21 protein-coding genes and 1 pseudogene are annotated in these 23,552 nt (G+C 66.6%); 1 reads left to right on the forward strand and 21 read right to left on the reverse strand.

Going from position 1 to position 23,552, the window contains the following annotated elements; translation table 11 throughout:
- Nucleotides 1–206 precede the first annotated feature (206 nt).
- The 21 genes and pseudogenes from IFT65_RS03900 to IFT65_RS04000 form a co-directional block, all read right to left on the reverse strand.
- On the reverse strand, nt 207–884 hold the full coding sequence (locus IFT65_RS03900) for a ribonuclease HII (RefSeq protein ID WP_192080338.1): 678 nt from the start codon (nt 882–884) through the stop codon (nt 207–209).
- Nucleotides 881–2,044, reverse strand: a pseudogene (gene lpxB, locus IFT65_RS03905) (lipid-A-disaccharide synthase); the annotation flags it as partial. The pseudogene lpxB and the gene IFT65_RS03900, both read right to left, overlap by 4 nt.
- Before the next feature lie 83 nt (nt 2,045–2,127).
- On the reverse strand, nt 2,128–2,919 hold the full coding sequence (lpxA, locus tag IFT65_RS03910) for an acyl-ACP--UDP-N-acetylglucosamine O-acyltransferase (protein WP_188324582.1): 792 nt from the start codon (nt 2,917–2,919) through the stop codon (nt 2,128–2,130).
- Between the two features lie 19 nt (nt 2,920–2,938).
- Nucleotides 2,939–3,409 (reverse strand): 3-hydroxyacyl-ACP dehydratase FabZ, encoded by a 471-nt coding sequence (gene fabZ, locus IFT65_RS03915; protein ID WP_188324581.1) that lies wholly within the window; start codon nt 3,407–3,409, stop codon nt 2,939–2,941.
- A complete protein-coding gene (lpxD, locus tag IFT65_RS03920; RefSeq protein WP_192080341.1) occupies nt 3,406–4,428 on the reverse strand; it encodes a UDP-3-O-(3-hydroxymyristoyl)glucosamine N-acyltransferase in 1,023 nt (340 codons plus the stop codon). The genes fabZ and lpxD overlap by 4 nt, the downstream gene beginning before the upstream one ends.
- Nucleotides 4,429–4,760: 332 nt before the next feature.
- Entirely contained in the window at nt 4,761–7,121 is a 2,361-nt protein-coding gene (gene bamA, locus IFT65_RS03925) for an outer membrane protein assembly factor BamA (protein ID WP_192080343.1), read from the reverse strand.
- 89 nt (nt 7,122–7,210) lie between these two features.
- Entirely contained in the window at nt 7,211–8,569 is a 1,359-nt protein-coding gene (gene rseP, locus IFT65_RS03930; protein WP_192080345.1) for an RIP metalloprotease RseP, read from the reverse strand.
- A 37-nt stretch (nt 8,570–8,606) separates the two neighbouring features.
- Nucleotides 8,607–9,797 (reverse strand): 1-deoxy-D-xylulose-5-phosphate reductoisomerase, encoded by a 1,191-nt coding sequence (dxr, locus tag IFT65_RS03935; protein ID WP_192080347.1) that lies wholly within the window; start codon nt 9,795–9,797, stop codon nt 8,607–8,609.
- Nucleotides 9,798–9,799: 2 nt separating this feature from the next.
- Nucleotides 9,800–10,642, reverse strand: a complete 843-nt coding sequence (locus IFT65_RS03940) for a phosphatidate cytidylyltransferase (RefSeq protein ID WP_192080349.1) — start codon at nt 10,640–10,642, stop codon at nt 9,800–9,802.
- Nucleotides 10,639–11,406 (reverse strand): polyprenyl diphosphate synthase, encoded by a 768-nt coding sequence (gene uppS, locus IFT65_RS03945; protein WP_192080351.1) that lies wholly within the window; start codon nt 11,404–11,406, stop codon nt 10,639–10,641. The genes IFT65_RS03940 and uppS overlap by 4 nt, the downstream gene beginning before the upstream one ends.
- 5 nt (nt 11,407–11,411) lie before the next feature.
- Nucleotides 11,412–11,969 (reverse strand): ribosome recycling factor, encoded by a 558-nt coding sequence (gene frr / locus IFT65_RS03950; protein ID WP_188324573.1) that lies wholly within the window; start codon nt 11,967–11,969, stop codon nt 11,412–11,414.
- Nucleotides 11,970–12,059: 90 nt separating this feature from the next.
- Nucleotides 12,060–12,794, reverse strand: a complete 735-nt coding sequence (gene pyrH, locus IFT65_RS03955) for a UMP kinase (RefSeq protein WP_188324572.1) — start codon at nt 12,792–12,794, stop codon at nt 12,060–12,062.
- A gap of 121 nt (nt 12,795–12,915) precedes the next feature.
- Nucleotides 12,916–14,454 carry a GGDEF domain-containing protein gene (locus IFT65_RS03960; protein ID WP_192080353.1) on the reverse strand — a complete coding sequence of 513 codons (1,539 nt, stop codon included), beginning with the start codon at nt 14,452–14,454 and terminating at the stop codon, nt 12,916–12,918.
- Nucleotides 14,455–14,734: 280 nt separating this feature from the next.
- On the reverse strand, nt 14,735–15,613 hold the full coding sequence (gene tsf, locus IFT65_RS03965) for a translation elongation factor Ts (RefSeq protein WP_192080354.1): 879 nt from the start codon (nt 15,611–15,613) through the stop codon (nt 14,735–14,737).
- A 124-nt stretch (nt 15,614–15,737) separates the two neighbouring features.
- Nucleotides 15,738–16,550, reverse strand: coding sequence for a 30S ribosomal protein S2 (gene rpsB / locus IFT65_RS03970; protein WP_188324569.1), 813 nt, complete (start codon nt 16,548–16,550; stop codon nt 15,738–15,740).
- A 237-nt stretch (nt 16,551–16,787) separates the two neighbouring features.
- Nucleotides 16,788–17,498: a fimbria/pilus periplasmic chaperone gene (locus IFT65_RS03975; RefSeq protein WP_192080356.1), complete on the reverse strand. Its 711-nt coding sequence runs from the start codon at nt 17,496–17,498 to the stop codon at nt 16,788–16,790.
- Nucleotides 17,498–17,782 (reverse strand): hypothetical protein, encoded by a 285-nt coding sequence (locus IFT65_RS03980; RefSeq protein WP_192080358.1) that lies wholly within the window; start codon nt 17,780–17,782, stop codon nt 17,498–17,500. Before IFT65_RS03980 ends, IFT65_RS03975 begins: the two co-directional genes overlap by 1 nt.
- Nucleotides 17,783–17,861: 79 nt before the next feature.
- A complete protein-coding gene (locus IFT65_RS03985; protein WP_249405036.1) occupies nt 17,862–18,896 on the reverse strand; it encodes a spore coat protein U domain-containing protein in 1,035 nt (344 codons plus the stop codon).
- Nucleotides 18,893–21,247 (reverse strand): fimbria/pilus outer membrane usher protein, encoded by a 2,355-nt coding sequence (locus IFT65_RS03990; protein WP_192080360.1) that lies wholly within the window; start codon nt 21,245–21,247, stop codon nt 18,893–18,895. The genes IFT65_RS03985 and IFT65_RS03990 overlap by 4 nt, the downstream gene beginning before the upstream one ends.
- A 7-nt stretch (nt 21,248–21,254) precedes the next feature.
- The gene (locus IFT65_RS03995) at nt 21,255–21,992 is read right to left on the reverse strand and encodes a molecular chaperone (protein WP_192080362.1); all 738 of its coding nucleotides are present in this window, start codon (nt 21,990–21,992) and stop codon (nt 21,255–21,257) included.
- Nucleotides 21,993–22,006: 14 nt separating this feature from the next.
- Nucleotides 22,007–22,549 (reverse strand): spore coat U domain-containing protein, encoded by a 543-nt coding sequence (locus tag IFT65_RS04000; protein WP_192080363.1) that lies wholly within the window; start codon nt 22,547–22,549, stop codon nt 22,007–22,009.
- A 224-nt stretch (nt 22,550–22,773) separates the two neighbouring features.
- Between IFT65_RS04000 and map the strand changes: the two genes are divergently transcribed.
- Complete coding sequence (map, locus tag IFT65_RS04005; RefSeq protein ID WP_197973995.1) at nt 22,774–23,550, forward strand: type I methionyl aminopeptidase; 777 nt, start codon at nt 22,774–22,776, stop codon at nt 23,548–23,550.
- Nucleotides 23,551–23,552 lie beyond the last annotated feature (2 nt).

A 23,552-nucleotide genomic window follows, 5' to 3' on the forward strand; every position in this document is an offset into this window, starting at 1 on the left:
TTTTTACTACGCGGCTGGCGGCCACGGAACCTGTCAGGGGGCCGGGCGGTGCGGCTGGGTGGGGGCGTTGAGCGCCATGGATGGCGCGAAACGAGGCACGCATGGATGCGGCCCTTGCCGTCCCCCGTCCCAGCCCCACCGCCCGGCCCCAAGCTCGGAACCCGCTGTCAGAGCCACCGCGAGGGGGTCTCACCCGTTCGACCCACCTACAGCGCCAGCGCCATCTCCAAAGGAGCAGCAACCGGCGCGGCCAGGCACTCCCGCACAGGCGCGAAGCTGCGCCGGTGTTCCAGACACGGTCCGTGTTCGCGCAATGCCGCCAGATGCATGGGCGTGCCATACCCCTTGTGCTGGTCGAAGCCGAAATGCGGGAACCGCTCGTGCACGCGCTGCATGTAACGGTCACGGCTGACCTTGGCGAGGATCGAAGCGGCCATGATCGCGCGGTCGATGGCGTCGCCCCCGATCAACGCTTCGCCCGGAAGCACCAGACCCTTGGGCACCACGTTGCCATCGATGCGTGCCAGATCGGCCGCGTGCGCAACCGCAGCCACCACCTCGCGCATGCCCTGCAGCGTCGCCTGATAGATGTTCAGCCGGTCCACGGTGGGGGCATCGACCAGGACCACATGCCACGCCAGCGCACGGTCGATGATGCGGTCGTACAACTGGTCACGGCGGGCCGCGGTCAACTGTTTGGAATCGTCCAGGCCGTTGATGCGCGGCCGCGCAGGATCGAACACCACCGCAGCCACGGACACCGGGCCGGCCAACGGGCCGCGACCGGCCTCATCCACGCCGGCGATACGCTGCACGACCACGGTTGCCGCTGCGTTGCCGCTGAACAGCGTCATCGTCGCGGCAGCGGCAGCACGACGGCTCACCGGGGCACCACATCGCGCGCCACCAGCTCGGCCACGGCATCGGCCGCGCGGGCCGAGGCATCACGCCGCAGCAGGCTGTGCAACTGTTGATACGTGGCCTGCAGGTCGATGCTTTTCTGCGGATGGTCGAACCACTGCTGGATCGCAGCGGCCAGCTTTTCCGGCACGCAATCGTGCTGCATCAGTTCCGGCGCCAGATCCTTGTTGGCCAGGATGTTCGGCAGGGCATAGCGATCGACCTTCAGCAGGCCCAGCGCCTTGACCAGCCGGTAGGTCAGCTCGTTGACCCGGTAGCCGACCACCATGGGGCGCTTCACCAGCATCGCCTCCAGCGTGGCCGTGCCCGAAGCGAGCACCACCACGTCGGCGGCGATCATCGCGGTGCGCGCCTGCCCGTCCAGCACATGGGAATGCACCACAGGGAACGCAGAGCGGGAGAGCTGCTGGTCGATCAACTGACGGCACGCGGCATTCGCGGCCGGCACGACGACGTGCAATCCGGGAATGCGTTCGCATACCTGCCAGGCCGCCTCGAAGAAGGGCTCGCCCAGTCGGCTGATTTCGCCCAGCCGGCTGCCCGGCAGCACCGCCAGCACTTTCGCATTGGACGGCAGGCCCAGGTCGGCGCGCGCCTGCTCGCGATCCACGTGCATCGGGATGTCATCGGCCATCGGGTGGCCGACAAACCGCGCATCGATGCCGTGCCGCGCATAGATGGGCGGCTCCATCGGGAAGAGGCACAGCACCAGGTCCGCGCTCTCGCCGATCTTCTCCGCGCGTTTCTCGCGCCATGCCCACACCGAGGGGCTGACGTAGTGCACGGTGCGGATGCCGCGCTGCTTCAGCCAGCGCTCCACGCCCAGGTTGAAGTCGGGCGCGTCGATACCGATGAACACATCAGGCTGCCACTCCAGCACGCGCTGGCGGAACTGCGAACGCAGCTTCAGCAACCGCGGCAGATGGCGCAGCACTTCGGTCAGCCCCATCACGGCCAACTCGCTGGCGTCGAACCAGGTCTGGCAGCCCGCATGGCGCATGCCGTCACCGCCGATGCCAGCAAACTCTGCATTGGGGAAGCGTGCCTTCAACTCGCGTACCAACCCTGCGCCCAGCTGGTCACCTGATGCTTCGCCCGCCACCAGCGCCACGCGCAGCGGACGCGTATCGACACGCGCGGGGGCGCTGGCAGCCGGTGCTTCACGCAACAGGATGACCTCGGCCGTGGGCGGCAGCGTGGTCTGGTTCATCGCAGCAGCGGCCGCTCGGCCTGTTCGATGAACTCCAGCAGCGCCTTGACGTCTTCGCTGCTGCGCGCCTGCTCGGCCAGTTGCACCTTGGCCTCGGCCAGCGGCAGGCCGGCAACGTACAGGGTGCGGTACGCGCGCTTGATGCTGGCGATGCGCTCGGCGTCGAAGCCGCGGCGTTTCAGGCCTTCGCTGTTGATGCCGCGCGGACGGCCCAGCGAATCACTGCCGACCATGGTGAACGGCGGGACATCGCCATTGGTCAGCGCCCCCATGCCCAGGAAAGCATGCGCGCCGATACGGCAGAACTGGTGGGCACCGGCGAAGCCGCTGATGATCACATGGTCGCCCACGGTCACGTGGCCGGCCAGCGTGGTGTTGTTGGAGAACACACAGTGGCTGCCGACGTGGCAATCGTGCGCGACGTGGGTGTACGCCAGCATCCAGTTGTCATCACCGACGGTGGTTATGCCACCGCCACCGCCGGTACCCCGGTTGATGGTGACGAACTCGCGGATGACATTGCGGTCGCCCATCACCAGCTCGGTCTTTTCGGCGTTGTATTTCTTGTCCTGCGGCTCGCCACCGATGGCGGCGTGGCCGATGAACCGGTTGTCGCGGCCGATACGGGTCGGGCCGTGGATGCTGCAATGCGGGCCGATCTCGGTGTTTTCGCCGATTTCAACATCGGCCCCGATCAGGGTGAATGCGCCCACGCGGACGCCGTCGGCGAGCTTCGCCGACGGATCGATCACTGCCGTGGGGTGGATCAACGGAGCGTGTCCGCTCATCGGTGGTCCTCCTTGTAGGTTATTCGCGGGTGCCGGCACACATGACTTCGGCGCAGGCGACGATCCTGCCGTCGACGAAGGCCTTGCAGTCGTACACCGCCATGTTGCGGATCACGCGCTTGATCTCCACGTGCATCTCCAGCACATCGCCGGGGACCACCTTGTCGCTGAAGCGGACATTGTCCACCTTCACCATGTAGAACAGCTTGGACTGCGCATCCCGGCCCAGCGTGAGCTGGGTGAGCACGCCGCCCGCCTGCGCCATGGCTTCGATGATCAGCACGCCGGGCATGATCGGCTGTTCGGGGAAATGGCCCTGGAAGAACGGCTCGTTGATGCTGACGTTCTTGCGGGCGACGATCTTGCGCTTCTCGAAGTCGAGCGACACCACCTTGTCCACCAGCAGGAAAGGGTAGCGGTGCGGGATCAAGGCCCGGATCTGGGCGATGTCGGGCAGGTCGATGTCCGACGGGGTCTGTTCCTGGCTCATTCCTTCTCCTTGCTCACAGACAGGATGCGACGGGCCAGCGCATCGAGCTGTTTGAAGCGCGCGGCGTTCTTGCGCCACGTGCGGTTGTCGGTCAACGGCGTGCCGGAGGAATACTCGCCCGGCTCGGTAATGGAGTTGCGGACCACCGATTTACCGGTGACCACGACTTTGTCGCAGATTTCAAGATGGCCCACCACGCCGACGGCCCCGCCAAGCAGGCAGTAACGGCCGATCTTCGCGCTGCCGGCGATTCCCGTGCAGCCGGCAATCGCCGAATGCGCGCCGATCTGCACGTTGTGGGCGACCTGCACCAGGTTGTCCAGGCGCACGTCTTCAGCCAGCACGGTGTCCTCCAGGGCGCCACGGTCCACGCAGGTATTGGCGCCGATCTCGCAGTCGTCGCCGATGCGCACACCACCGAGCTGCGGAACCTTGATCCACTTGCCCGCGTCCATGGCCAGGCCGAATCCATCGGCGCCGAGCACGGCGCCGGGATGGATGCGTACCCGCTTGCCCAGCTTCACCCGGGTGACCAGGGTGACCCGCGCGATGAGTTCGCAGCCGCTGTCCAGGCTGCAGTCTTCGCCGATCACGCTGCCCGCGCCGATGATGCAGTTCTCGCCGATCACGCTGCGCTCGCCAATGATGACGAAGGGCCCGACATGGGCACTGGCGGCCACCTGTGCGCTGGGGTCGATGACCGCGCTGGGATGGATGCCCGGCGGGCGGGTGGGGGCTACATCGAACAGTGCCGCGATGCGGGCGAACGTGTTGTACGGGTCCTTGGCGACCAGCGCCGTGCCGGGCGCGGACTCGGCATCCTCGGCACGCAGCACCACGATGCCGGCCTGGCTGTCGGCCAGCTGCACACGGTAGCGGGGATTGGCCAGGAAGGTGAGCTGGGCCGGTCCGGCATGGGCCAGCGTCGCCACGCCACCGATCACGGTGGAGGCATCGCCATGGACCTGCAGGCCGAACTGCTCGGCGAGTTGCTGGGCGGAGTAGGTAGGAGTATTCACGCGGGGAGTTTACCGTGTGGCGTGACAACGGTCATGTTACTGCCCCCACCAGGGCGGTCAGGACGAGGGCCCCGGTGCCGTTTCACCGGTCACTCGCCACATTCGGCACGCCCACGTAGCCGTGTCCGCCACGCCCACCGACGCGTGTTCGCCACGCCCGCCGACGCCGTAGCGCCGAGCCATGCTCGGCGAGCGCGAAGCGCGGGGTGCCTTGAAACGGGAGGGCGTGTTGCCGCTGCATGAGCCGGCCAAGCATGGCTCGGCGCGACCCGGAGCTGCCAAACAGAAACGCCGGGCAATGCCCGGCGTTTCTGTTGTTTCGTGCGGACTGCTTAGAACTGACCGCCGAACGTGAACTGCAGGCGTTCGACTTCGTCGCCGTCTTCCTTCTTGAGCGGGAAGGCGTAGCTGATCGAGATCGGGCCGACCGGGGCGCGCCACAGCAGGGCCACACCGGTGGACACACGCAGTTCGTTGGCCTTGAAGTTGTCCGTGCCGTTGTATACGTTGCCGAAGTCCAAAAACGCTGAGACGCGGGCCGACGGGCTGTCGAACAGGCGCGGGAAGTACGCTTCCACCGAGCCCACCGTTTTGAGGGAGCCGCCGAGCGGCTGGCCATTCGGATAGCCGGGTGTGACTTCGCGCGGACCCAGAGTGTTGTCCTCGAAGCCACGTACCGAGTTGGTGCCGCCTGCGTAGAAATTCTCGTAGAACGGCAGGCCGGAGGCGGTAATCACGCGCTGGGTGCCATCCGCCTCGGTCACAACGCGCGACACGTCGTTCCCGTAACTATCGCCGTAGCCGACTTCGAAACGGGTGTTGATGACGAGGGACGGAATGATCGGCCAGTACTTGCTGATCTGGTAGTTCAGCTTGTAGTACTCAACGGTCGACCCAGGCAGAGTCGTTTCCAAGCCTACGCGCTGATAAGTACCGCGGGTGGGCATGAAGTAGTCATTGCGCGAGTCACGCGCCCAGCCAAGCTCGGTACGCCAAGCGTGGAAGGTCTGATGCCCCACCGCATTGATGTAGTCCCTGATCGAAGCCGGCGTGCTGCCATACGTCTGGATCTGGTTGCTATCGATACCGAACATCAGCGAGACCGTATCGGTCTCGGTGATCGGCACGCCGAACACCACCTGCGCTGCACCGTTGGTGCTGTTGTACTGCGCCGTGTTGAAGTCGGAGTAATCGAGCTCGCGCCACGACAGGTTGTAGCCCAGCGACACGCCGTCATCGGTGAAGTACGGATTGGTGTAGCTGAAGCCATAACGCTGCAGGTAGCTGCTGCGCGAGGCTTCCACCGACACGCGGTTGCCGCCGCCCAGGAAGTTGTTCTGCGACAGCTGCACCGAGGTGGTCATGCCGTACGACTGCGAGTAACCCAGGCCGAACACGAAGCTGCCTGACGTGGTTTCCTTGACGTTGTACACCACGTCGACCTGGTCGTTGCTGCCGGTGACCGGGGTGGACTGCACATCCACCGCTTCGAAGTAGCCCAGGCGCTGCAGGCGGATCTTGGAACGGTCGATGGCGGCCTGCGAGTACCAGCTGTTCTCGAACTGGCGCATTTCGCGACGCAGCACTTCATCGGAGGTGCGCGTGTTGCCGCGGAACTGGATCTGCCGCACGGACACGCGCGGACCCGGCACGACCTGCATGTTGATCGCCACCGTGCGGTCGGCACGGTTGGTGGTCGGGATCGGGTTCACCTTGGCAAAGGCATAGCCGATGTTCGACAGCGAATTGGTGATGCTGTTCGAGCTGAATTCCAGCAGGGCGCGCGAGAACGTGTCACCCGACTTCTGGATGACCATGCGCTCGACGTCTTCCTGCGGCAGCACGGTATCGCCGCTGACCTTGATCTCGGAGATCTTGTACTGCTCGCCTTCGGTGACGCCGGCGCTGATGAACATGTCGCGCTTGTCGGGGCTGATCGACACCTGGGTGGAGTCGATGCTGAAGTCCACGTAGCCGCGGTCCAGGTACCAGGAGTTCAGTTTCTCCAGGTCGCCGGACATCTTTTCCTTGGAGTACTGGTCATCACGGCGGTACCACGACGCCCAGTTGTGCTCCTTCGATTCCCACGTGTCCAGGATGTCTTCGGCCGGGTATTTCTCGGTACCGATCAGGTTGACGTGGCGGATCTTGGCCGCCTTGCCTTCCTTGATGGTGATCGCGATATCGACCCGGTTGCGGTCCAGCGGGCTCACCGTCGGGGTGATTTCCACGTTGTATTTGCCGCGGTCGTTGTACTGGCGACGCAGTTCCTGCGTCACGCGGTCCAGGCTCAGGCGGTCGAACGTGCCGCCTTCGGTCAGGCCGATGTCGCTCAGGCCCTTCAGCAGCTGGTCGGACTTGATGTCCTTGTTGCCGGTGACGGTGAGCTTGTTGATCGCCGGACGCTCCTTGACCGTGACCACCAGGATGTCGCCCTGGCGGTCCAGCTGGACGTCTTCGAAGAAGCCGGTCTTGTACAGGGCACGGATGGTTTCGCTGACCTTGGCGTCGGTGAGCGCCTGGCCACGTTCCACCGGCAGGTAGGTGAACACGGTGCCGGAGCTGATGCGCTGCAGGCCGTCCACGCGGATGTCGCTGACCGTGAAGGGGGCGGCAGCCTGCGCCAGTGCGGGGGCGCCGATTCCAACAGCGAGGGCGAGGGCCAGCAGGCGGCGGTTCGGGAGTCGCGTCATGTCACGTCCGGTAGAGGTCGATTGCGTAGTGCGGAATGCCGACGTTGTAGACGGCGACAGCAGGAAAAAGTTCATTACAGAGCCCATGTTCATCGCGTGACCAGGCCGAGGATGTCGTTGTAGAACGCCAATCCCATCAGCCCGGCCAGCAGCGCGAGACCGACAAACTGGCCGGCCGCCATGGCACGCTCGCTCAGCGGGCTGCCCTTGACCAACTCGATAAGGTAATACAGCAGGTGCCCTCCGTCCAAGACGGGAATGGGCAGCAGGTTGATGATGCACAGGCTGAGCGACAGCAGGGCGAGGAACTGAAGGAACCAATCCACCCCCCGTTGCGCGGAAACATTGGCCACCCGGGCAATGGTGACGGGGCCGGAAACGTTCTGCAGCGAGGCATTGCCGGTGACGATGCGGCGCATCATCCCGAGGGAGTCGGAGGCCATGCGCCCGGTTTCGCTGATCGCCACGGGCACCGCGGCCAGCGGGCCGTACTTCAGCACGGTGTCGTAAACCGGGGCGTGCGCCTCACTGAAACCGATGCCGAGTTGCCAGACCGGCTGTCTGTTGCCGTCCAGGCCTTGTCGTGGCGCGACTTCCAGGGCCAGGCGCTCGCCACCGCGCAGCACGTCGATCATGCCCGGGCCGCCGCGCTTGCCCAGCGCCTGTACGGCCGGATAGACCTGGTCGGCGGCATCTATCCGCTCGCCGTCCACGGCCACGATCAGGTCGCCCGGCTGCAGCACGCCGCGCACGGCGGAATCGTCCACCAGCCGGTCCACCAACGCGGGTTGCAGCCAGAACTGCCAGTTGATGCCGGCCAACGGGGCGACGCGGCGTTCATCGAAGCCCGCCGGCAGCTGGGACAGCGGCAGAGTGCGCTGATGACGACGTTCCTGCGCATCCACTACCTGGAGGGTCACGTCATGACGGTCCATGGCGGCGGCGGTCAGCGCCATGCTGGCCTCGCCGACGGTGGCGACCGAGCGTCCGTCGACCGACAGGATGCGCTCGCCGCCCTGCAGCCCGGCCACCTGGGCCATGCCGGTGGCGCGGCCGACCGTGGCCGAATAGTCCTGCTTGCCGATCACGAACATCGCCCACAGCAGCAGCATGCACAGCAGCAGGTTGGCCAGCGGACCGGCGGCGACCACCGCGATGCGCTGCCAGACGGTCTTATGGTTGAAGGCCTGGCCGCGCTCGTGCGGATGGACCTCCACCTCACGCTCATCAAGCATCTTCACGTAGCCGCCGAGCGGAATGGCGGCAATGGCGAACTCGGTGCCATGGCGGTCGCGGCGCGACCACAGCGGCTTACCGAAGCCGACGGAAAAGCGCAGCACCTTGACCCCGCAGCGGCGCGCAACCCAGTAGTGCCCGAACTCATGAATGGTCACGAGCAGGCCCAGGCTGACGATCATCCACCACACCGATCCGAGGAACTCAGTCATGGGAGAGCGCAGTGGTGGCGGCAGGGCAGGGCGGCATTCAGAGGGCTTCGATGGCAGTCCGGGTGATCAAACGGGCACGCTGGTCAGCGGCGAGCAGGCCGCCCAGTGTATCGGCAGGCTCGACCGGCAGTGTTGAGAGCGCGTTATCCACCAAGGCAGGAATGGCCAGAAAGCCTACCCTTCCCTGAAGAAACGCTGAAACAGCCTCTTCATTGGCCGCGTTCAGCACCGCCGGCGCCGTGCCGCCGGCCCGCATCGCGTGCCAGGCCAAGGCCAGGCACGGGAACGCGTCGGTATCGGGGGCTTCGAAGTCCAGCCGGCCCTGGCGCAGCAGATCCAGCCCGCCAACGCCGGCATCAATGCGCTGCGGCCAGCCCAGGCCCACGGCCAGGGTGGTGCGCATGTCCGGCAGGCCCAGTTGCGCCAGCGTGGACCCGTCCACGAACTCCACCAGGGAGTGCACCAGACTCTGCGGATGCACCAGTACCTCGATGCGCGCGGCGGGTACCCCGAACAGGTGGTGGGCTTCGATGACTTCCAGCCCCTTGTTCATCAGGGTGGCTGAATCGACCGAAATCTTGGGGCCCATCGACCATTTCGGATGGGCAACGGCCTGCGCCGGGGTGACCTGCTCCAGCTCGGCGCGGCTGCGGCCACGGAAGGGGCCACCGGATGCGGTCAGCAGGATGCGGCGCACGCCGGCACCGTCCAGGCTGGCATCGCGCGAGCGCAGGCACTGGAAGATGGCGCTGTGTTCGCTGTCGATCGGGATGATCTCGGCGTCTGCCTGCTGCGCGGTGCGCATCAGCAGTTCGCCGGCCAGCACCAGCGATTCCTTGTTGGCCAGCAGGATGCGTTTGCCGGCCCGCGCGGCGGCCAGCGTGGACGACAGCCCGGCCGCACCGACGATCGCGGCGATCACCGTATCGCAGGTGTCTCCGGCAGCCAGTGCATCCAGGGCGGCATCGCCGGCGTGGGCGGTGGTCGCCAGGCCGGCGTCGCGCAGGCCGTCGCGCAGGCGTGCATACAGCGCTTCATCGGCGATCACCGCATGCAGGGGGCGATGCGCGCGGCACAGGGCCAGCAACGCATCGACCTGCGAGCCGGCCGCCAGCACCGTGGGCTGGAACCGGTCCGGGTGACGGGCGATGACATCCAGCGCAGAGGCGCCGATGGAGCCGGTGGCGCCGAAGACGGCGACACGGCGCAGGGCAGGGGAGGCATGCATGGTCAGAGCCCGAAGATTTCCTTGCCGATGGCGAACACCGGCAGGGCGGCCAACACGCCGTCGACCCGGTCCAGCACGCCGCCATGGCCGGGGATGATGTGGCCGGAGTCCTTGGCGCCCGCGTGGCGCTTGAGCAGGCTCTCGAACAGGTCGCCCAGCACCGAGGCGAACACCGCCACGGTGGTCACCAGCAGCAGCCACGGCAACTGCGCCACGGTGACCAGCGTCCAGTCGGCGACGCCGAAGCCCAGGCCGAAGGCGGTCGCGACGATCAGACCGGCGACCAGGCCGCCGAACAGGCCTTCCCAGGTCTTGTTGGGGCTGATGCGCGGCGCCAGCTTGTGCTTGCCGAAGGTGCGGCCCGCGAAGTAGGCGCCGGAGTCGGCAGCCCACACCACGGCCAGTGCGGTCAGCAGCCACAGGTGGCCCTGGTCACTGGAGGCGTGCAGCAGCACCAGCGAGGCCCAGGCCGGCAGCACCGCCAACGTGCCGGCGAGCAGCTTGAGGGCGCGCGCATGACTGTCCGGCTGCGCGCCGAAGTTGAAGAAACGCAGCCACAGCAGGGCCAGCAGCCACCAGCCGACACCGATCAGGGCGGCGACGCGGAACAGGAACAGCGACGCATCGCGATCCCAGACCACCAGCACCATCAGCACGAGGTTGAGCAGCAGCAGGGTGGTGCGGGCCAGCGTGTCTTCCACGCCGGCCAGCTTCAGCCACTCCCACAGGCCGATCAGGAAGACCGCGGCGGCGGCAGCGGCGAGCCACTGGCTGGGCAGCAGCAGGATGGCGGCAATGGCCGTCGGCGCCATGATCAGCGCGGCGAGGACTCGGGTCTTGGTCATGGGCTGGACGTCTCGGTGGCGAGAGCGGCGATCTGGGCGCTGGTCAGCCCGAAGCGGCGCTCACGGCTGGCATAGGTGTCCAGGGCAAGCTGCAGCTGGTCGGCATCGAAATCCGGCCACAGCACGTCGGTGAACCACAGCTCGGTGTAGGCAAGCTGCCAGAGCAGGAAATTGCTGATGCGGGTGTCACCGCCGGTACGGATGAACAGGTCCGGCGCCGGCATGTCCGCCAGGGCGACATGCGTGCCGAGCAGATGCTCGTCGATCTGTTCCGGCAGCAGGCGGCCAGCAGCCACTTCCTGCGCCAGGATGCGGGCGGCCCGTGCGATATCCTGGCGGCCACCGTAGCTGGCGGCGATGCACAGGGTCATGGCACGGTTGTCCGCGGTGCGTTGCTCGGCCAGCTGCATGCGGCTGACCAGCGAAGCGCCGAAGCGCTCGCGCTCGCCGATGAAACGCACGCGCACGCCGCGCCGATGCAGCTCGTCCACCTCGCGATCCAATGCGTGCAGGAACAGCTTCATCAACGACTGTACTTCGTCGTCCGGGCGGCCCCAGTTCTCGCTGGAAAACGCGAACAGGGTGAGCGCCGGAATACCGAGTTCCAGGCAACGGTCGATGGTGCGGTTGACCGCGCGCGCGCCGGCGCGGTGGCCGATCATGCGCGGGCGGCGGCGCTGCTGTGCCCAACGCCCGTTGCCATCCATGATGATGGCAACGTGGCGCGGCAGCGCGCTTGGCAACGGTGGAGGGACTGAAGGCATCTGCTTCAGACCGCCATCAGTTCCTTTTCCTTCTCGGCAACCACCTTGTCGACGTCCTTGATGCTGTTGTCGGTCAGCTTCTGGATGTCGTCTTCGGCGCGCTTCTTGTCGTCCTCGGTGATTTCCTTGTCCTTGAGCAGCTTGGCCACTTCCTGGTTGGCATCACGACGGATGTTGCGGATGGAAACCTTGGTTTCCTCGCCTTCCTTGCCCACGGTCTTGGCCAGTTCCTTGCGGCGCTCTTCGGTGAGCGGCGGCAGGTTGAGGCGGATGACGGTGCCGACCACGGTCGGGGTCAGGCCCAGGTCGGACGCGTAGATCGACTTCTCGACCGCGGCGACGAGGCCTTTGTCGAACACCGAGATCACCAGCGAGCGGCCTTCAGAAACGCTGATGGAGGCCACGTTGTCCAGCGGGGACTGCGTGCCATAGGCAAGCACCGAAATGCCATTCAACAGCGCCGGCGAGGCGCGGCCGGTGCGGATGGCTGTCAGGGTTTGACGCAGAGCTTCGATGCTCTTGGTCATGCGCTCGCGCGCGTTCTGCTTGATGTCGTTGAGCATCGCCCGATCCTGGGTAGTACTGGAATCGGGCGATTATAGGCGAATAGGGCCCCAGCCGGGACCGTGCGGCCCCGTCCGTGCATCCGCCGCTCAGTTGGCCGGCGTGTTGCGGCCGCGCACCAGGGTGCCGATGTTCTCGCCGTGCAGGATCTTCAGCAGTTCGCCCGGCTGGCTCATGTCGAACACGCGCAGCGGCAGGTCGCTGTCACGCGCCAGTGCGAAGGCGGCGGTGTCCATCACCTCCAGGCCGCGGGTGATGACATCGTCATAGGTCAGGCTGTCGAAGCGCACGGCGTCGTCGTACTTGTTCGGGTCTTTGTCGTAGACGCCATCGACCTTGGTGGCCTTCAGCAGCAGGTCGGCACCGATCTCGATGGCGCGCAGGGCGGCACCCGAATCGGTGGTGAAGAAGGGGCTGCCCACGCCGGCGGCGAAAATCACCAGACGGCCCTTTTCCAGGTGGCGGATGGCGCGGCGGCGGATGTAGTCCTCGCACACGTCGTTGATCTTGATCGCGCTCATCACCCGCGCCTTGGCGCCGACTTTCTCGAGCGCATCCTGCATCGCCAGGGCGTTGATCACCGTGGCCAGCATGCCCATCTGGTCGCCGGTCACCCGGTCCATGCCGCCCGCTGCCAGGCCGGCGCCGCGGAAGATGTTGCCGCCGCCGATGACCAGGGCGATCTCCGCGCCCGCCTGCTGCGCTTCGATGACTTCACGGGCGAGGCGGTTGATGACCTTGGGGTCGATGCCGTAGTCCTCGTCTCCCATCAGCGCCTCCCCGGAAAGTTTCAACAGGATGCGGCGATAGGTGAGCTTGGACATGGGGGCCTCGGTATGCGTGAATTCCCGGCAGATTCTACTGGCAAGCGGGCCCCCGCTGTAGTCTTTTCGTGCACTGCGGCATGTGCAGCGCCACCAAGGCGGTGTGCTGGCGAGCCTGGGTTCAGGCCGCGCTGCCGCTTTCCATCGTGGCCCGGGTGAACGGCTCGTCGCTGGGCGAGCGGGCGATGACGCGGTTGCGGCCCAGGTTCTTGGAGCGGTACAGCACGTCATCGGCAGCGCGCAGCAGGTCCTGCACATCGGCGAAACGCTCGTAACCCCCTTGGGTCGCGACGCCGGCGGAGAACGTGACGAACAGTGGGCCGCCTTCGCTCATGGCCATCGGCGTGATGACGATGCTGGCCAGTACGCGGCGGATCACATCCAGCGCGACCGATTCGGTGGTGTTCGGCAGCAGGGCGACGAACTCTTCGCCACCAAAACGCGCGACCGTATCGCTGGTGCGCAGCTTGCCCTGCAGGTTGCCGGCGAACTCGCGCAGCACTTCGTCGCCGGTCAGGTGACCATGCGCATCGTTGATCTTCTTGAAGTCGTCCAAGTCGATGAAGGCCACCGACAGCGGCCAGCCATGCCGCGTCGCGCGCAGGAATTCCTGCTCCAGCACGGCTTCCAGCTGGCGGCGGTTGAGGACGCCGGTCAGTGCATCGCGGTGCGACTGCTCGGTCAGCCGCTTGGCGCGCGCTTCGAACTCATCGGCGCGGCGCCGGGCCTGCTCGGCATCCTGCAGCTGACGCAGGTTGCGCAGCGTGGCAAGTTCCTGTGCGTGGTCGATGAGCAGCTGTACGCGCGTGGGCGTGGTGGGGGCGGTGTCGAACAGGCTGGCGATGGTCGGCAGCGCCTCGCTGATTTTTGCCAGCACCTGGTCGAACTGCGCACTGTCCAGCCCAAGCCGCGCATGCACCTGGGCCAAGGCGCGTTCGCGGGCCGCGTCAGGATCGGTGTCGAGCCAGATGTCCGCCACGGTGCCGGAGAGCTGCACACAGGCCTGGAAATGGTCGTCGGACAGCGTGGCGTCCTCGCTGTGGGCGATGGACTCGGCAAGGTAGCGCGGCAGGTCCCACTGGCCGGCCATCCACGTGCCGACGTCCGCATGCGTGCACTGCAGCTGCGTGCGCTCGGCGGCCAGCAGGGCGGCGTTGTCATCCGCCTCGCGCAGCAGCGGCTGGTAGGTGTCCGCGTGTGACTGCAGCAGGGCGAGGATGCCGATATCCTGCAGCAGACCGGCCAGCATCAGTTCTTCCAGTCGGCGCAGGCCGCGGGCCTGGCCTAGCTGGCTGGCGGCCAGCGCACTGAGGATGCTGCGACGCCAGACGCGTTCGCGCAGGTCATGGCCATTGCCACTGTCGCGGGCCAGCAGGCCCTGGGTCACGGTGAATCCAAGGGCAAGGCTGATGGTCGCGTTCAGGCCCAGCATGGTCAGCGCCTGGCCGAGGTTTTCTATCCGGCGGCGGCTGGCATACAGCGGCGAATTGGCGATACGCAGCATGCGAGCACTCAGCGCCATGTCGATGGCGATGATGTCGGCGGCGGTGGTGATGTCCGCTTCGGGATCCTGGGCAAGTTCGATGATGCGCAGGGCAATGCCGGGGGGCGACGGAAGATTGCGGCAGAGCGCCAGGACGGCTGTCAGCTCAGGAGGCATATCGGGTCGTTCATTCACATGTGGCGGGATAGGGGTTCCGTCACAGATCTGCGTAATGCCCCTTGCACCCTACGAACTCCCCTGGAAAGAGTATCGGTCCGAACGCCACATAACGCAAAGGCGCCGCGGTGGGTAGCGCCGACCCACGGTCGGCGAGCGCAGCGGCGTTCGAGGATCCTGCCAAGCATGGCGCGGCGATAGCGAACGCGACCGGCATCGTGGGAAACAAAAAAAAGCCGCGCAGAGCGCGGCTTTTCCGTGAATCAGGTCAACCGGGCGATCAGGCCAGGCCAGCCTGCTTCATCACTTCGGCGGCGTAGTCTTCCACCACCTTCTCGATGCCTTCGCCGACGGCCAGACGCTGGAAGCCGATCACTTCGGCACCCGCGGCCTTCAGTACCTGCTCGACCGACTGGTTGGTGTCCAGCACGTACGGCTGGCCGTACAGGGTCACTTCGTTGACGATCTTGGCGATCTTGCCGCTGATGATCTTCTCGAGGATGTCGGCCGGCTTGGCCTTGTCCTTGTCGGTCATCTTGGCCAGCTCGATTTCCTTTTCCTTGGCAACGAACTCGGCCGGCACATCGGCCGCCTTGTTGTGCGGCGGGTTCATCGCTGCCACGTGCATGGCCAGGCCACGGGCCAGCTCGGCGTCGCCGCCGGCCAGTTCCACCAGCACGCCGATGCGGCCACCGTGGACGTAGGCGGCCACGTTGTGGGTGCTTTCCAGGCGCACGATGCGACGCACGTCGACCTTCTCACCGACCTTGGCGATCACCGCAGCGCGGGTCTCGTTGATGGTCTCGCCCGACGCCAGCTTGACGTCGTTCAGGGTTGCGATGTCGGCAGCGCCCGAGGACAGTGCGGCAGCAACGACCGAATCGGCGAAGTTGGTGAAGTTCTCATCCTTGGCGACGAAGTCGGTTTCGGAGTTGATTTCGACCAGCACCGCGGTGCCGCCGTTCTGTGCGGCGCGGATGATGCCTTCGGCCGCAACGCGGTCAGCCTTCTTGTCGGCCTTGGCCAGACCCGACTTGCGCAGCGCTTCGATGGACAGCTCGATGTCGCCGTTGTTTTCGACGAGCGCCTTCTTGCACTCCATCATGCCGGCGCCGGTGCGCTCGCGCAGTTCCTTGACCAGGGAAGCAGTGATTTCCATGGGATTTCCTCAGAAAGAAAGGGGTTGGGCCGGCATGATGGCCGGCCCGTATGACATGGCCCTGTCAGCCGCCAGTGGCGACATGCAGGGGAGGTGGGCGCAGGGCGCCCACCGGGGGCCTGGATCAGGCCTGGGCTTCGCCCGACTTCTTCTCGGCAGCCTTCTTGGCCGGAGCGCGACGGGCCGGCTTGGCCTCTTCGCCTTCAGCGGCAGCGTCGGCGAACTCTTCTTCGCGCACGGTGGCCGAATGCGGAGCAGCCGCCTTGCCTTCCAGCACGGAGTCAGCTGCAGCGCGGGCGTACAGCTGCACGGCGCGGATGGCATCGTCGTTGCCCGGGATGGCGTAATCGACCAGTTCCGGGTTGTAGTTGGTATCAACCACGGCGATCACCGGGATGCCGAGCTTCTTGGCTTCCTTGATGGCGATGTCTTCGTGGCCGATATCGATGACGAAGATCGCGTCGGGCAGACGGTTCATGTCCTTGATGCCGCCCAGCGAGGCTTCCAGCTTGTCGCGCTCGCGACGCAGGCCCAGCACTTCGTGCTTGACCAGCTTCTCGAAGCTGCCGTCGTTCTCACCGGCTTCCAGTTCCTTCAGGCGGGCAACCGACTGCTTCACGGTACGGAAGTTGGTCAGGGTGCCGCCCAGCCAACGCTGGTTCATGAACGGCATGCCGCAACGCTCGGCTTCTTCGCGGATCGACTCACGCGCGCTGCGCTTGGTGCCCAGGAACAGGATGATGCCGCGCTTCTGTGCGATCGAGGAGATGAAGTTCATCGCATCGTTGAACAGCGGGACGGTCTTTTCCAGGTTGATGATGTGGATCTTGCCGCGGGCACCGAAGATGTACGGAGCCATTTTCGGGTTCCAGTAACGGGTCTGGTGGCCGAAATGGACGCCGGCTTCAAGCATCTGGCGCATGGTGATCTGGGGCATTGCATTACTCCTGACAGGGAACCTGCGTGCACCGATGTCCCCTGGAGGACGCCCGCGGAAAGTGTGCGGGACGGCGCGGGCGCGCATGAATGGTTCCGGGGTTGGGCTTCCCCATCGTCTCCGTGGCCGAACCCCTTGCGGGGCACCCCGGCACGGATCGGGACAATGGGTGTGGATTCACCGGTGACGTCCGGTGTGGACGATGTCCCGCGCACGGATGCGGCAGGAATCCGCGGATTATAGCCCGCTGCTGGCGGCCACTGCAATCTCGGCAAGGAGCCCGCTATCGGCGCCATCGCGTCGGGCCTGGAACCGCCCGCCTGCATAGTGGTCAGCCCGCTGTGGCAGGTCCCAGCACACCGAGGCGCCGGGCAGTACATAGCCGGCCAGTCCGGACTGCAACACCTGGATCCCGCCGTCGCGATCAACGAAAGCCAGATCGGCCAGCCGCGCCCTGCGCAGGTCCGGATTATGCAGGTACAGGCAGGACGCGTCGGCGGTGCGACGTTGCACGCCTACCTGCAGGGTCGCCTTGCCAGTCGGCCCCGCAGGTGTGATGAACAAGGGCAGTGAGTACCGGGGCAGGCGGGGGTCGGTGGGTTCCACCAGCACGCGATACGCGCGTTCGACGCCTGCAGGAAGGGGGTGTGGCAACACCAGCCGGATACGTTGGCGCGTGCCACCCGGCAGGCGTGGCAGCGCAGGGCTGGCGACCACGTCCGCGCTCGGCTGCAGGGCATCGCGTCCTTCGGTCTGCACCCAGTGCAGGATCTGGATCCGGCCGGCCCACGGCTCAGGGCCGGGGTTGCCCAGCCAGAGTTCCCCCTGGGCCTGCCCCTGTGCCAGCTGCAGCGTGGTCGGTTGAAGTTCCAGTGCCAGGGTGCGCGGCGCAACGCCGGTCGCTGCCAACAAGGCCAGGGTGGCGGCAACGGGCACGCGCTGCCGCATCAGAACACCACCGTGTCCGCGCCGCGCTCGCTGCGTTCGCCGGGGCGCTGTGGCGGTGCGAGGCGTTGCAGCTGTGCGGGAAAGCGCGCCGGTTCGCCACGCCGGTGCGGCGCGCTGCACTGGACGCGGCTGTCGGTCGGGGCCGTCCGGGCCGGTGCGGGATCGGTGCAGCTTTCCACGATCTGCATGCGCAGGCGCAGAGTGTCCGACGCCGAAGCGCCAGCGCCGGCTGCGTACAGGACGGCCATGGCGGCCAGCAGGCTCCGCCCTGTGTGATGACCCATCCTCGTTCTCCTGCAGCCGATACCTGACGGGATATCGGCTGTGACAGAGCGCGCTTTAACCGGCAACGAGGGCGGTTGATCAGTAAGTGATGGTCACCGTTATCCGATCACTGTAGTTGCCGGCCACTGGCAGGGCGCCGCTGGTGGCGGGGGCACGTCCGTGGATGGTGATCTGCTGGGCAACGCCGGTGCCGGTGCCGGCGACGGTATCGGTACCGATCGCGTTGCCCCAGCGCTGGGTACGCGCGGCATTGCGGTACAGCTCGTAGGGAATGAAGGCGGTGCTGCTGGTGGCATGGCGCATCCGGCGCGTGCCTGCGGATGCGTACAGGCCGTTGTCCAGGGAGACGTTGAACGGCGTGCGGCGCACGCAGGTGAGGGTCAGCTGGGCGGTCTGGTCGATGGCACTGCCGATGCGTCCTGCCGCGCTGCCGAAATCCATGTCGGTCACCAGATAGCTGCCGCACTGGGGCAGCACCGTGGCGGTGGCGGTGAAAGGAAAGCTGTTGATGGCGGTCTTGCGGTTGGTGGCGGCCGGGGCGGTGCAACTGGCCGGCATGGTCGGTGTGCCGATGACTACTTCGTTGTAGGCATAGGTCAAGGTGACATTGGCCTGGTTGAAGCTGCTGCTGTAGGTGCCCGTGGCCAACGACTGGTTGGCGGGGACAAGCCCGTACACGGTGGTGGATGTGGTGGTGCTGCCGCCGAGCAGCGGGGCGGAGTAGCTGATCTGCAGGTCCTGCGCGGGCGGCGCACCTCCCTGCAGCAGGCCCCACGGCACCTGCTGGGCCGCGTCGGTGTACAGCTGGAACGCCAGCGTATCGCCGCTGGCATTGGCCAGTTGCCGGGTTGGCAGAAGGGTGGTGCCGGCGCTGCCGCTGCCGATGCCCACGCACAGGCGCACGCGGACATTGGCCAGCACGGTCAGTCCGCTGGTGGCACACGTGATGCTGATGCCCATGCTGGCGGGCGTGGCCGAGCCCGCCATGTTGCCCACATTGCCGAAGGCTACGGCCGTGGCGGTGGCGGTGCATGTCGTGTCGGCGTGGGCAGCACGCGGCCAGGCCAACAGCATGAGCAGCACCAGGATGCCGGGCAGCCCCATGCGGTTCATTGCACGTCCCCGTCGGCCACCGGCTGGCAGGCAAGCGGACCGAGGCGTGGAATGGCACCGTCGGCTGCGACCGGGAGGGGCGGTACGGTAAGCACGCAGCGTCCTTCGCTGGTGGCGATGTCCAACCTGCCGTTGCTGGGCAGGTCCTGGATGTACAGCGCGCCGTCATAGCCGACCACGGCGTCACCCTGCTCGCCAAACCGCGCCACGCTCCCTGCGGGCAGCGGTTGCCCGGCGACATCGTGCACGACCAGCTGCACCGCGCGACTGCGCCGCAATCCGAAGCTCACGCCCAGTCCGGCGCCCTGACTCGGCGTCACCCAATCGTCCACGCGCTCGGCGGCGATGTCTGCCGGCAGGCCCAGGGTATCGATGGACAGGCGGTTGCGCTGCCAGGACAGCAGCGGGCTGACCAGCAGCAGGCCGCGTCGGTTGGTGATGCCGACGGGACGGTTTTCCAGCCGCACGGGCACGCCTTCGATGCCCCCCGTGGACACCACCGCGAAGGCATCGTTGACCTCGCGCGCGGCGAACAGGTGGCCGCCCATCCACACCAGCGCGCCACCGGCGTTGGCGTAGCCATAGGTGCTGCCGCCCTCATGCACCGCCCCCAGCGCGTAGCGGCCGGTCGGGGTCAGCCAGCCGGCCTCTGCGAGCCCGCCGGTGCCGCGGTCACCCTGGCGCGCCTGCACGCGCCAGCCCATGCCATTGCCACCCCCGTCGCCGGGCACGGGTTGCGAGACGTCCACGCTGTACAGCGCCTCGCCCCCGTTGTGCTGCACGGCGGCGCTGGCTTGTCGGTCACGCCCCAGGGTCGTCGCCACCGAGGCGTAGATACTGCGGTCGCCGCCGTCGCTCAGGTTCTGGTTCACCGACACATAGGCCGACCAGCGCTGGGCGAAGGTGCGCGACCAGAACACGCTGGCGTAGCGGTCGTCCTGGCCTTCCGCCTGGCGCAAGCGCAGGTAGCTGGCACTGAACGCACCCAGCCGGTCCAGGCTGACGCCGAACGTGGCCTGCTCGGTGATGTCCGCTGGCAGGCTGTCCTGCAGGGCGCCCAGGTCGCGGTAATCGCCGTGGGTGCGGCGACTGAGCAGGTTGAGGTTGTAGCGCCGGTTGTTCCAGTTGTAGCCCACCGAGTACTGCCCGCCCTCCAGCGCCCCCAGCGCGCTGCGTGCATAGGCCAGGGTGACCACCCCGGCGCGACCTGCCAGCCAGCCGCCGCCCACCCCGGCCGTGCGCAGCCCGCCACCGGCCTCGGCATGGGCTTCGGCGGTGAACCCGTCGCTGACGCCATGCCGCCAGGTCGCACTGGCCAGGGTGCGGTTGTCGTAGGCGAAAGAACGCACCCCGTAGTCCTCGCGCAGACGGCCCACGCCCACTGACCAGTCGGTCAGGCCCCGCGCCAGCAGTTGCTGGGTGCCATAGAAATCGAAGTCCACGGTGCGCGTGCGGCCGAACGCATCCGTGATGACCACCTGCGCGGTACCGGTGCCGCTGATGCCCGGCTGCGTCGCCAGCTGGAACGGGCCTACCGGCACGGCCCCGCTGTACTGGCGCAGCCCGTCCACGTACAGCTCGACGTTGCTGGGCACCACGGCCTGGCCAAGGAAGCTGGGCGTGGGCGATAACACGCGGTAGGGCTGCAGGCCGTAGTTGCGCCCGATCTGCAACCCGCCCATGCGCACCGGACGACTCCAGTCGAGAAAGCCGCTGTAAAAATCGCCGACTTCCAGCGTGACCGCCTGCTGCGGGAAATCCAGGGTCCAACGTGTGTCCAGGCGCACGCTGTCGCTGCGCCAACGTCGCGCGTCACCGTCCTGGAACCTGCGCTGCAGGGCAAGGTTGGACAACGTGCCACGGCCGATGCCGAACAGACGTACTTCCGATGTCAGCGCCAGGCTGGACAGATCTGCGACGTGCGTGCCGTAGAGATCGTAATTGAGCAGGACGCCGGGGCTGGAGCTGGCCACGGGAATGTCCGCCGGGCGTGCGCCCACTGCCGTGGTGGGCAACTGCAACGCGTCCAGCGGCGCATCCAGCGCGAGCGTCTGCATGCGCGCGTCATAGCGCACCTGTACCCCCATCAACTGGTCCAGATAGACCGGTGCATCACCGCGCGCGGGAAAGCCGAGCTGGCGCAGCACCTGGGGACTGGCCTGCAGTCGCCCGTGGTCGTCGGTGAAGGGCAACAGGCCGCGCGGTGCCTGGTTCAGGCTGACCTCCAGGTACAGCGACTGGCTGGCGGTGAGCGGGGTGGGAGGCGGCAACAGCGCATCCGGCATGGCGCCGGTGGCGACCACGTCGGCGGCGTAGGCGCTCGCCGGCACCAGGCCGAGCAGGATGCGCATGGCGGCCTCAGCGAGCCGGTGCCGTCGCAGGCAGCGGCGTCTGCGCCGGTTCGCCATTTATCTTCGCCGAGAACGAGGCCGCTTCCGGCAGGGAGGCGGTGTCCAGTGTCCAGTGCATGACCTGGCCGGGCAGGACATAGCCCACCAGACCCGGCCGTACGATCCGGGGGCGCTGCGGATCGCCCAGCGCCACGTCGGCCAGCTGGGCATGGCCATCGCCCTCGTTGCGTACCTCGATGCCCGGGCTGCCATCGGCCATGGGGAGGGGGCGCGCGCTCAGCCGGGGCTGCAGCTTGGCGGCGTCAGCCGGCTGCAGGAACAGGGGGACGGAATAGCGCAGCACGAACTGCATGCCCTTGGCATCCGGATCCAGGCGGGGGAGCTCGTCAACGACCACCCGGTACGCGCGCTGGCGCGTCTCATCCGTTTCTCCCATGCGCACCAGCCGCACTAACTGCTGCTGTCCCGCGGCGATGTCATGCACCGGGGGGCTGGGCTGGATATCCCGCGTTTCGAGCAACTGGTCCTGTCCGTCGGACTGCAGCCACTGGAAGACGCGCACCTGGACCTGCATGGGGGCCGTACCGGTATTGGTCAGCCACAGCGCCTCGCTGGTCTGGCCCGGGCGCAGCTCGATCCGCGTGGGCGCCACCTGCAGGCTGGCGGCAAGCGCGTCGAGCGGGATAAGCAGCGCGCACAGCGCCGCCAGGCCGATGGTGTGCCATCGGCATCGTTCAATGACCATCGCGATCACCCTCTTCAGTAGGTGATCGTGGCGGTGACCGTATCCAGGTAGGAACCGGCCGCGGCGTTGTTCACGCTGGGATTGAGCACGCGGCCGTACACGTTGTAGGCCTGTGGCAGCCCCGTGCCCACTGCGGCAACGGTGTTGGTGGCCGTCGTAGCGCCCCAGACGTTGGTGCGTCCCGCGTCCTGGTACAGCTGATAGCCGACGAAGTTGTTGGTGGTCACGCCTGCATCGACGTTGCGCATGCGGCGGGTGGTGACATCACCGGCGGTCGCGGCGTTGCTGCCGGCGTTCAGGGCGATCGAGTAGGGCGTCAGCGCGGAGCACTGCGCGGTGATGGTGCCTTGGGCCAGCACCGGTGCGGTGGCCGTGGACGCCACGGTGCCGAAATCGACGTCGGTAGGGGCAGCCGCGGCAATGGTGCACGACGTCGTGATGGCGATACGCACATTGAACGTGACGCTGTTCTGCGCGAAGGCGGGCAGGGCCGCAGCTGCGAGGCAGAGGGTCAGTCCACTGAGGGCGAGACGGCGGAAACTACGAGTAGAGCGCATGGGCGGGATCTCCTTGGACCCTTCAGGGTCCTGAACCGGGGCGATGCAGTCGAACGCGTTGTTGCACGTCGTTTATAACAATCCGCCGTGGGCACGGAGTGAGCGCATCCAGACCTGCGTCACAGTTTTGACCGATCGCCTGCGAGCGGTGAGTCCAAACCCGCGCTGTCGGTCCGTGCAGGAACCCGTTCAGCATCGGCGCCGGATCGGCGATAATGGTCCCCATGAGCGTAAATCTGAAAACCCCCCAGGAAATCGAACTGATGCGTGAGGCTGGCCGTCTGGCCAGTGAGGTGCTGGACATCGTCACGCCCTTCGTCAAGCCCGGTGTCACCACCGAAGAGCTGGACCGCATCTGCCATGATCACATCGTCAACGTGCAGAAGACCGTGCCGGCCAACGTCGGCTACCGTGGCTTCCCGAAGAGCGTGTGCACCTCGGTCAACAACGTGATCTGCCACGGCATCCCGAGCGAAGCGAAGGTGTTGAAGGACGGCGACATCGTCAACATCGACGTCACCGTGATCAAGGACGGCTGGCACGGCGATACCAGCCGCATGTATTACGTCGGTACGCCGTCGGTCATGGCCAAGCGCCTGGTCGATGCGACCTATGAGGCCATGTGGCGCGGCATCCGTGCAGTGAAGCCGGGCGCAACGCTGGGTGACATCGGTCATGCGATCCAGAGCTATGCCGAGGGCGAGCGCTTCAGCGTGGTGCGCGAGTACTGCGGCCACGGCATCGGCAAGGTCTACCACGACGAGCCGCAGGTGGTGCACTACGGCCGCCCCGGCCAGGGCCTGGTGCTGCAGCCGGGCATGACCTTCACCATCGAACCGATGATCAACGAGGGCACCCGCTACAACAAGGTGCTGCCCGATGGCTGGACCGTGGTGACCAAGGATCGCAAGTTGTCGGCGCAGTGGGAACACATGGTCGCGGTCACCGAGACCGGTGTTGACGTACTGACCCTGTCCCCCGGCGAATCGCAGGTCGCCTGACG

The sequence above is a fragment of the Stenotrophomonas sp. CFBP 13725 genome (assembly GCF_014841935.1).
GTDB lineage: Bacteria > Pseudomonadota > Gammaproteobacteria > Xanthomonadales > Xanthomonadaceae > Stenotrophomonas.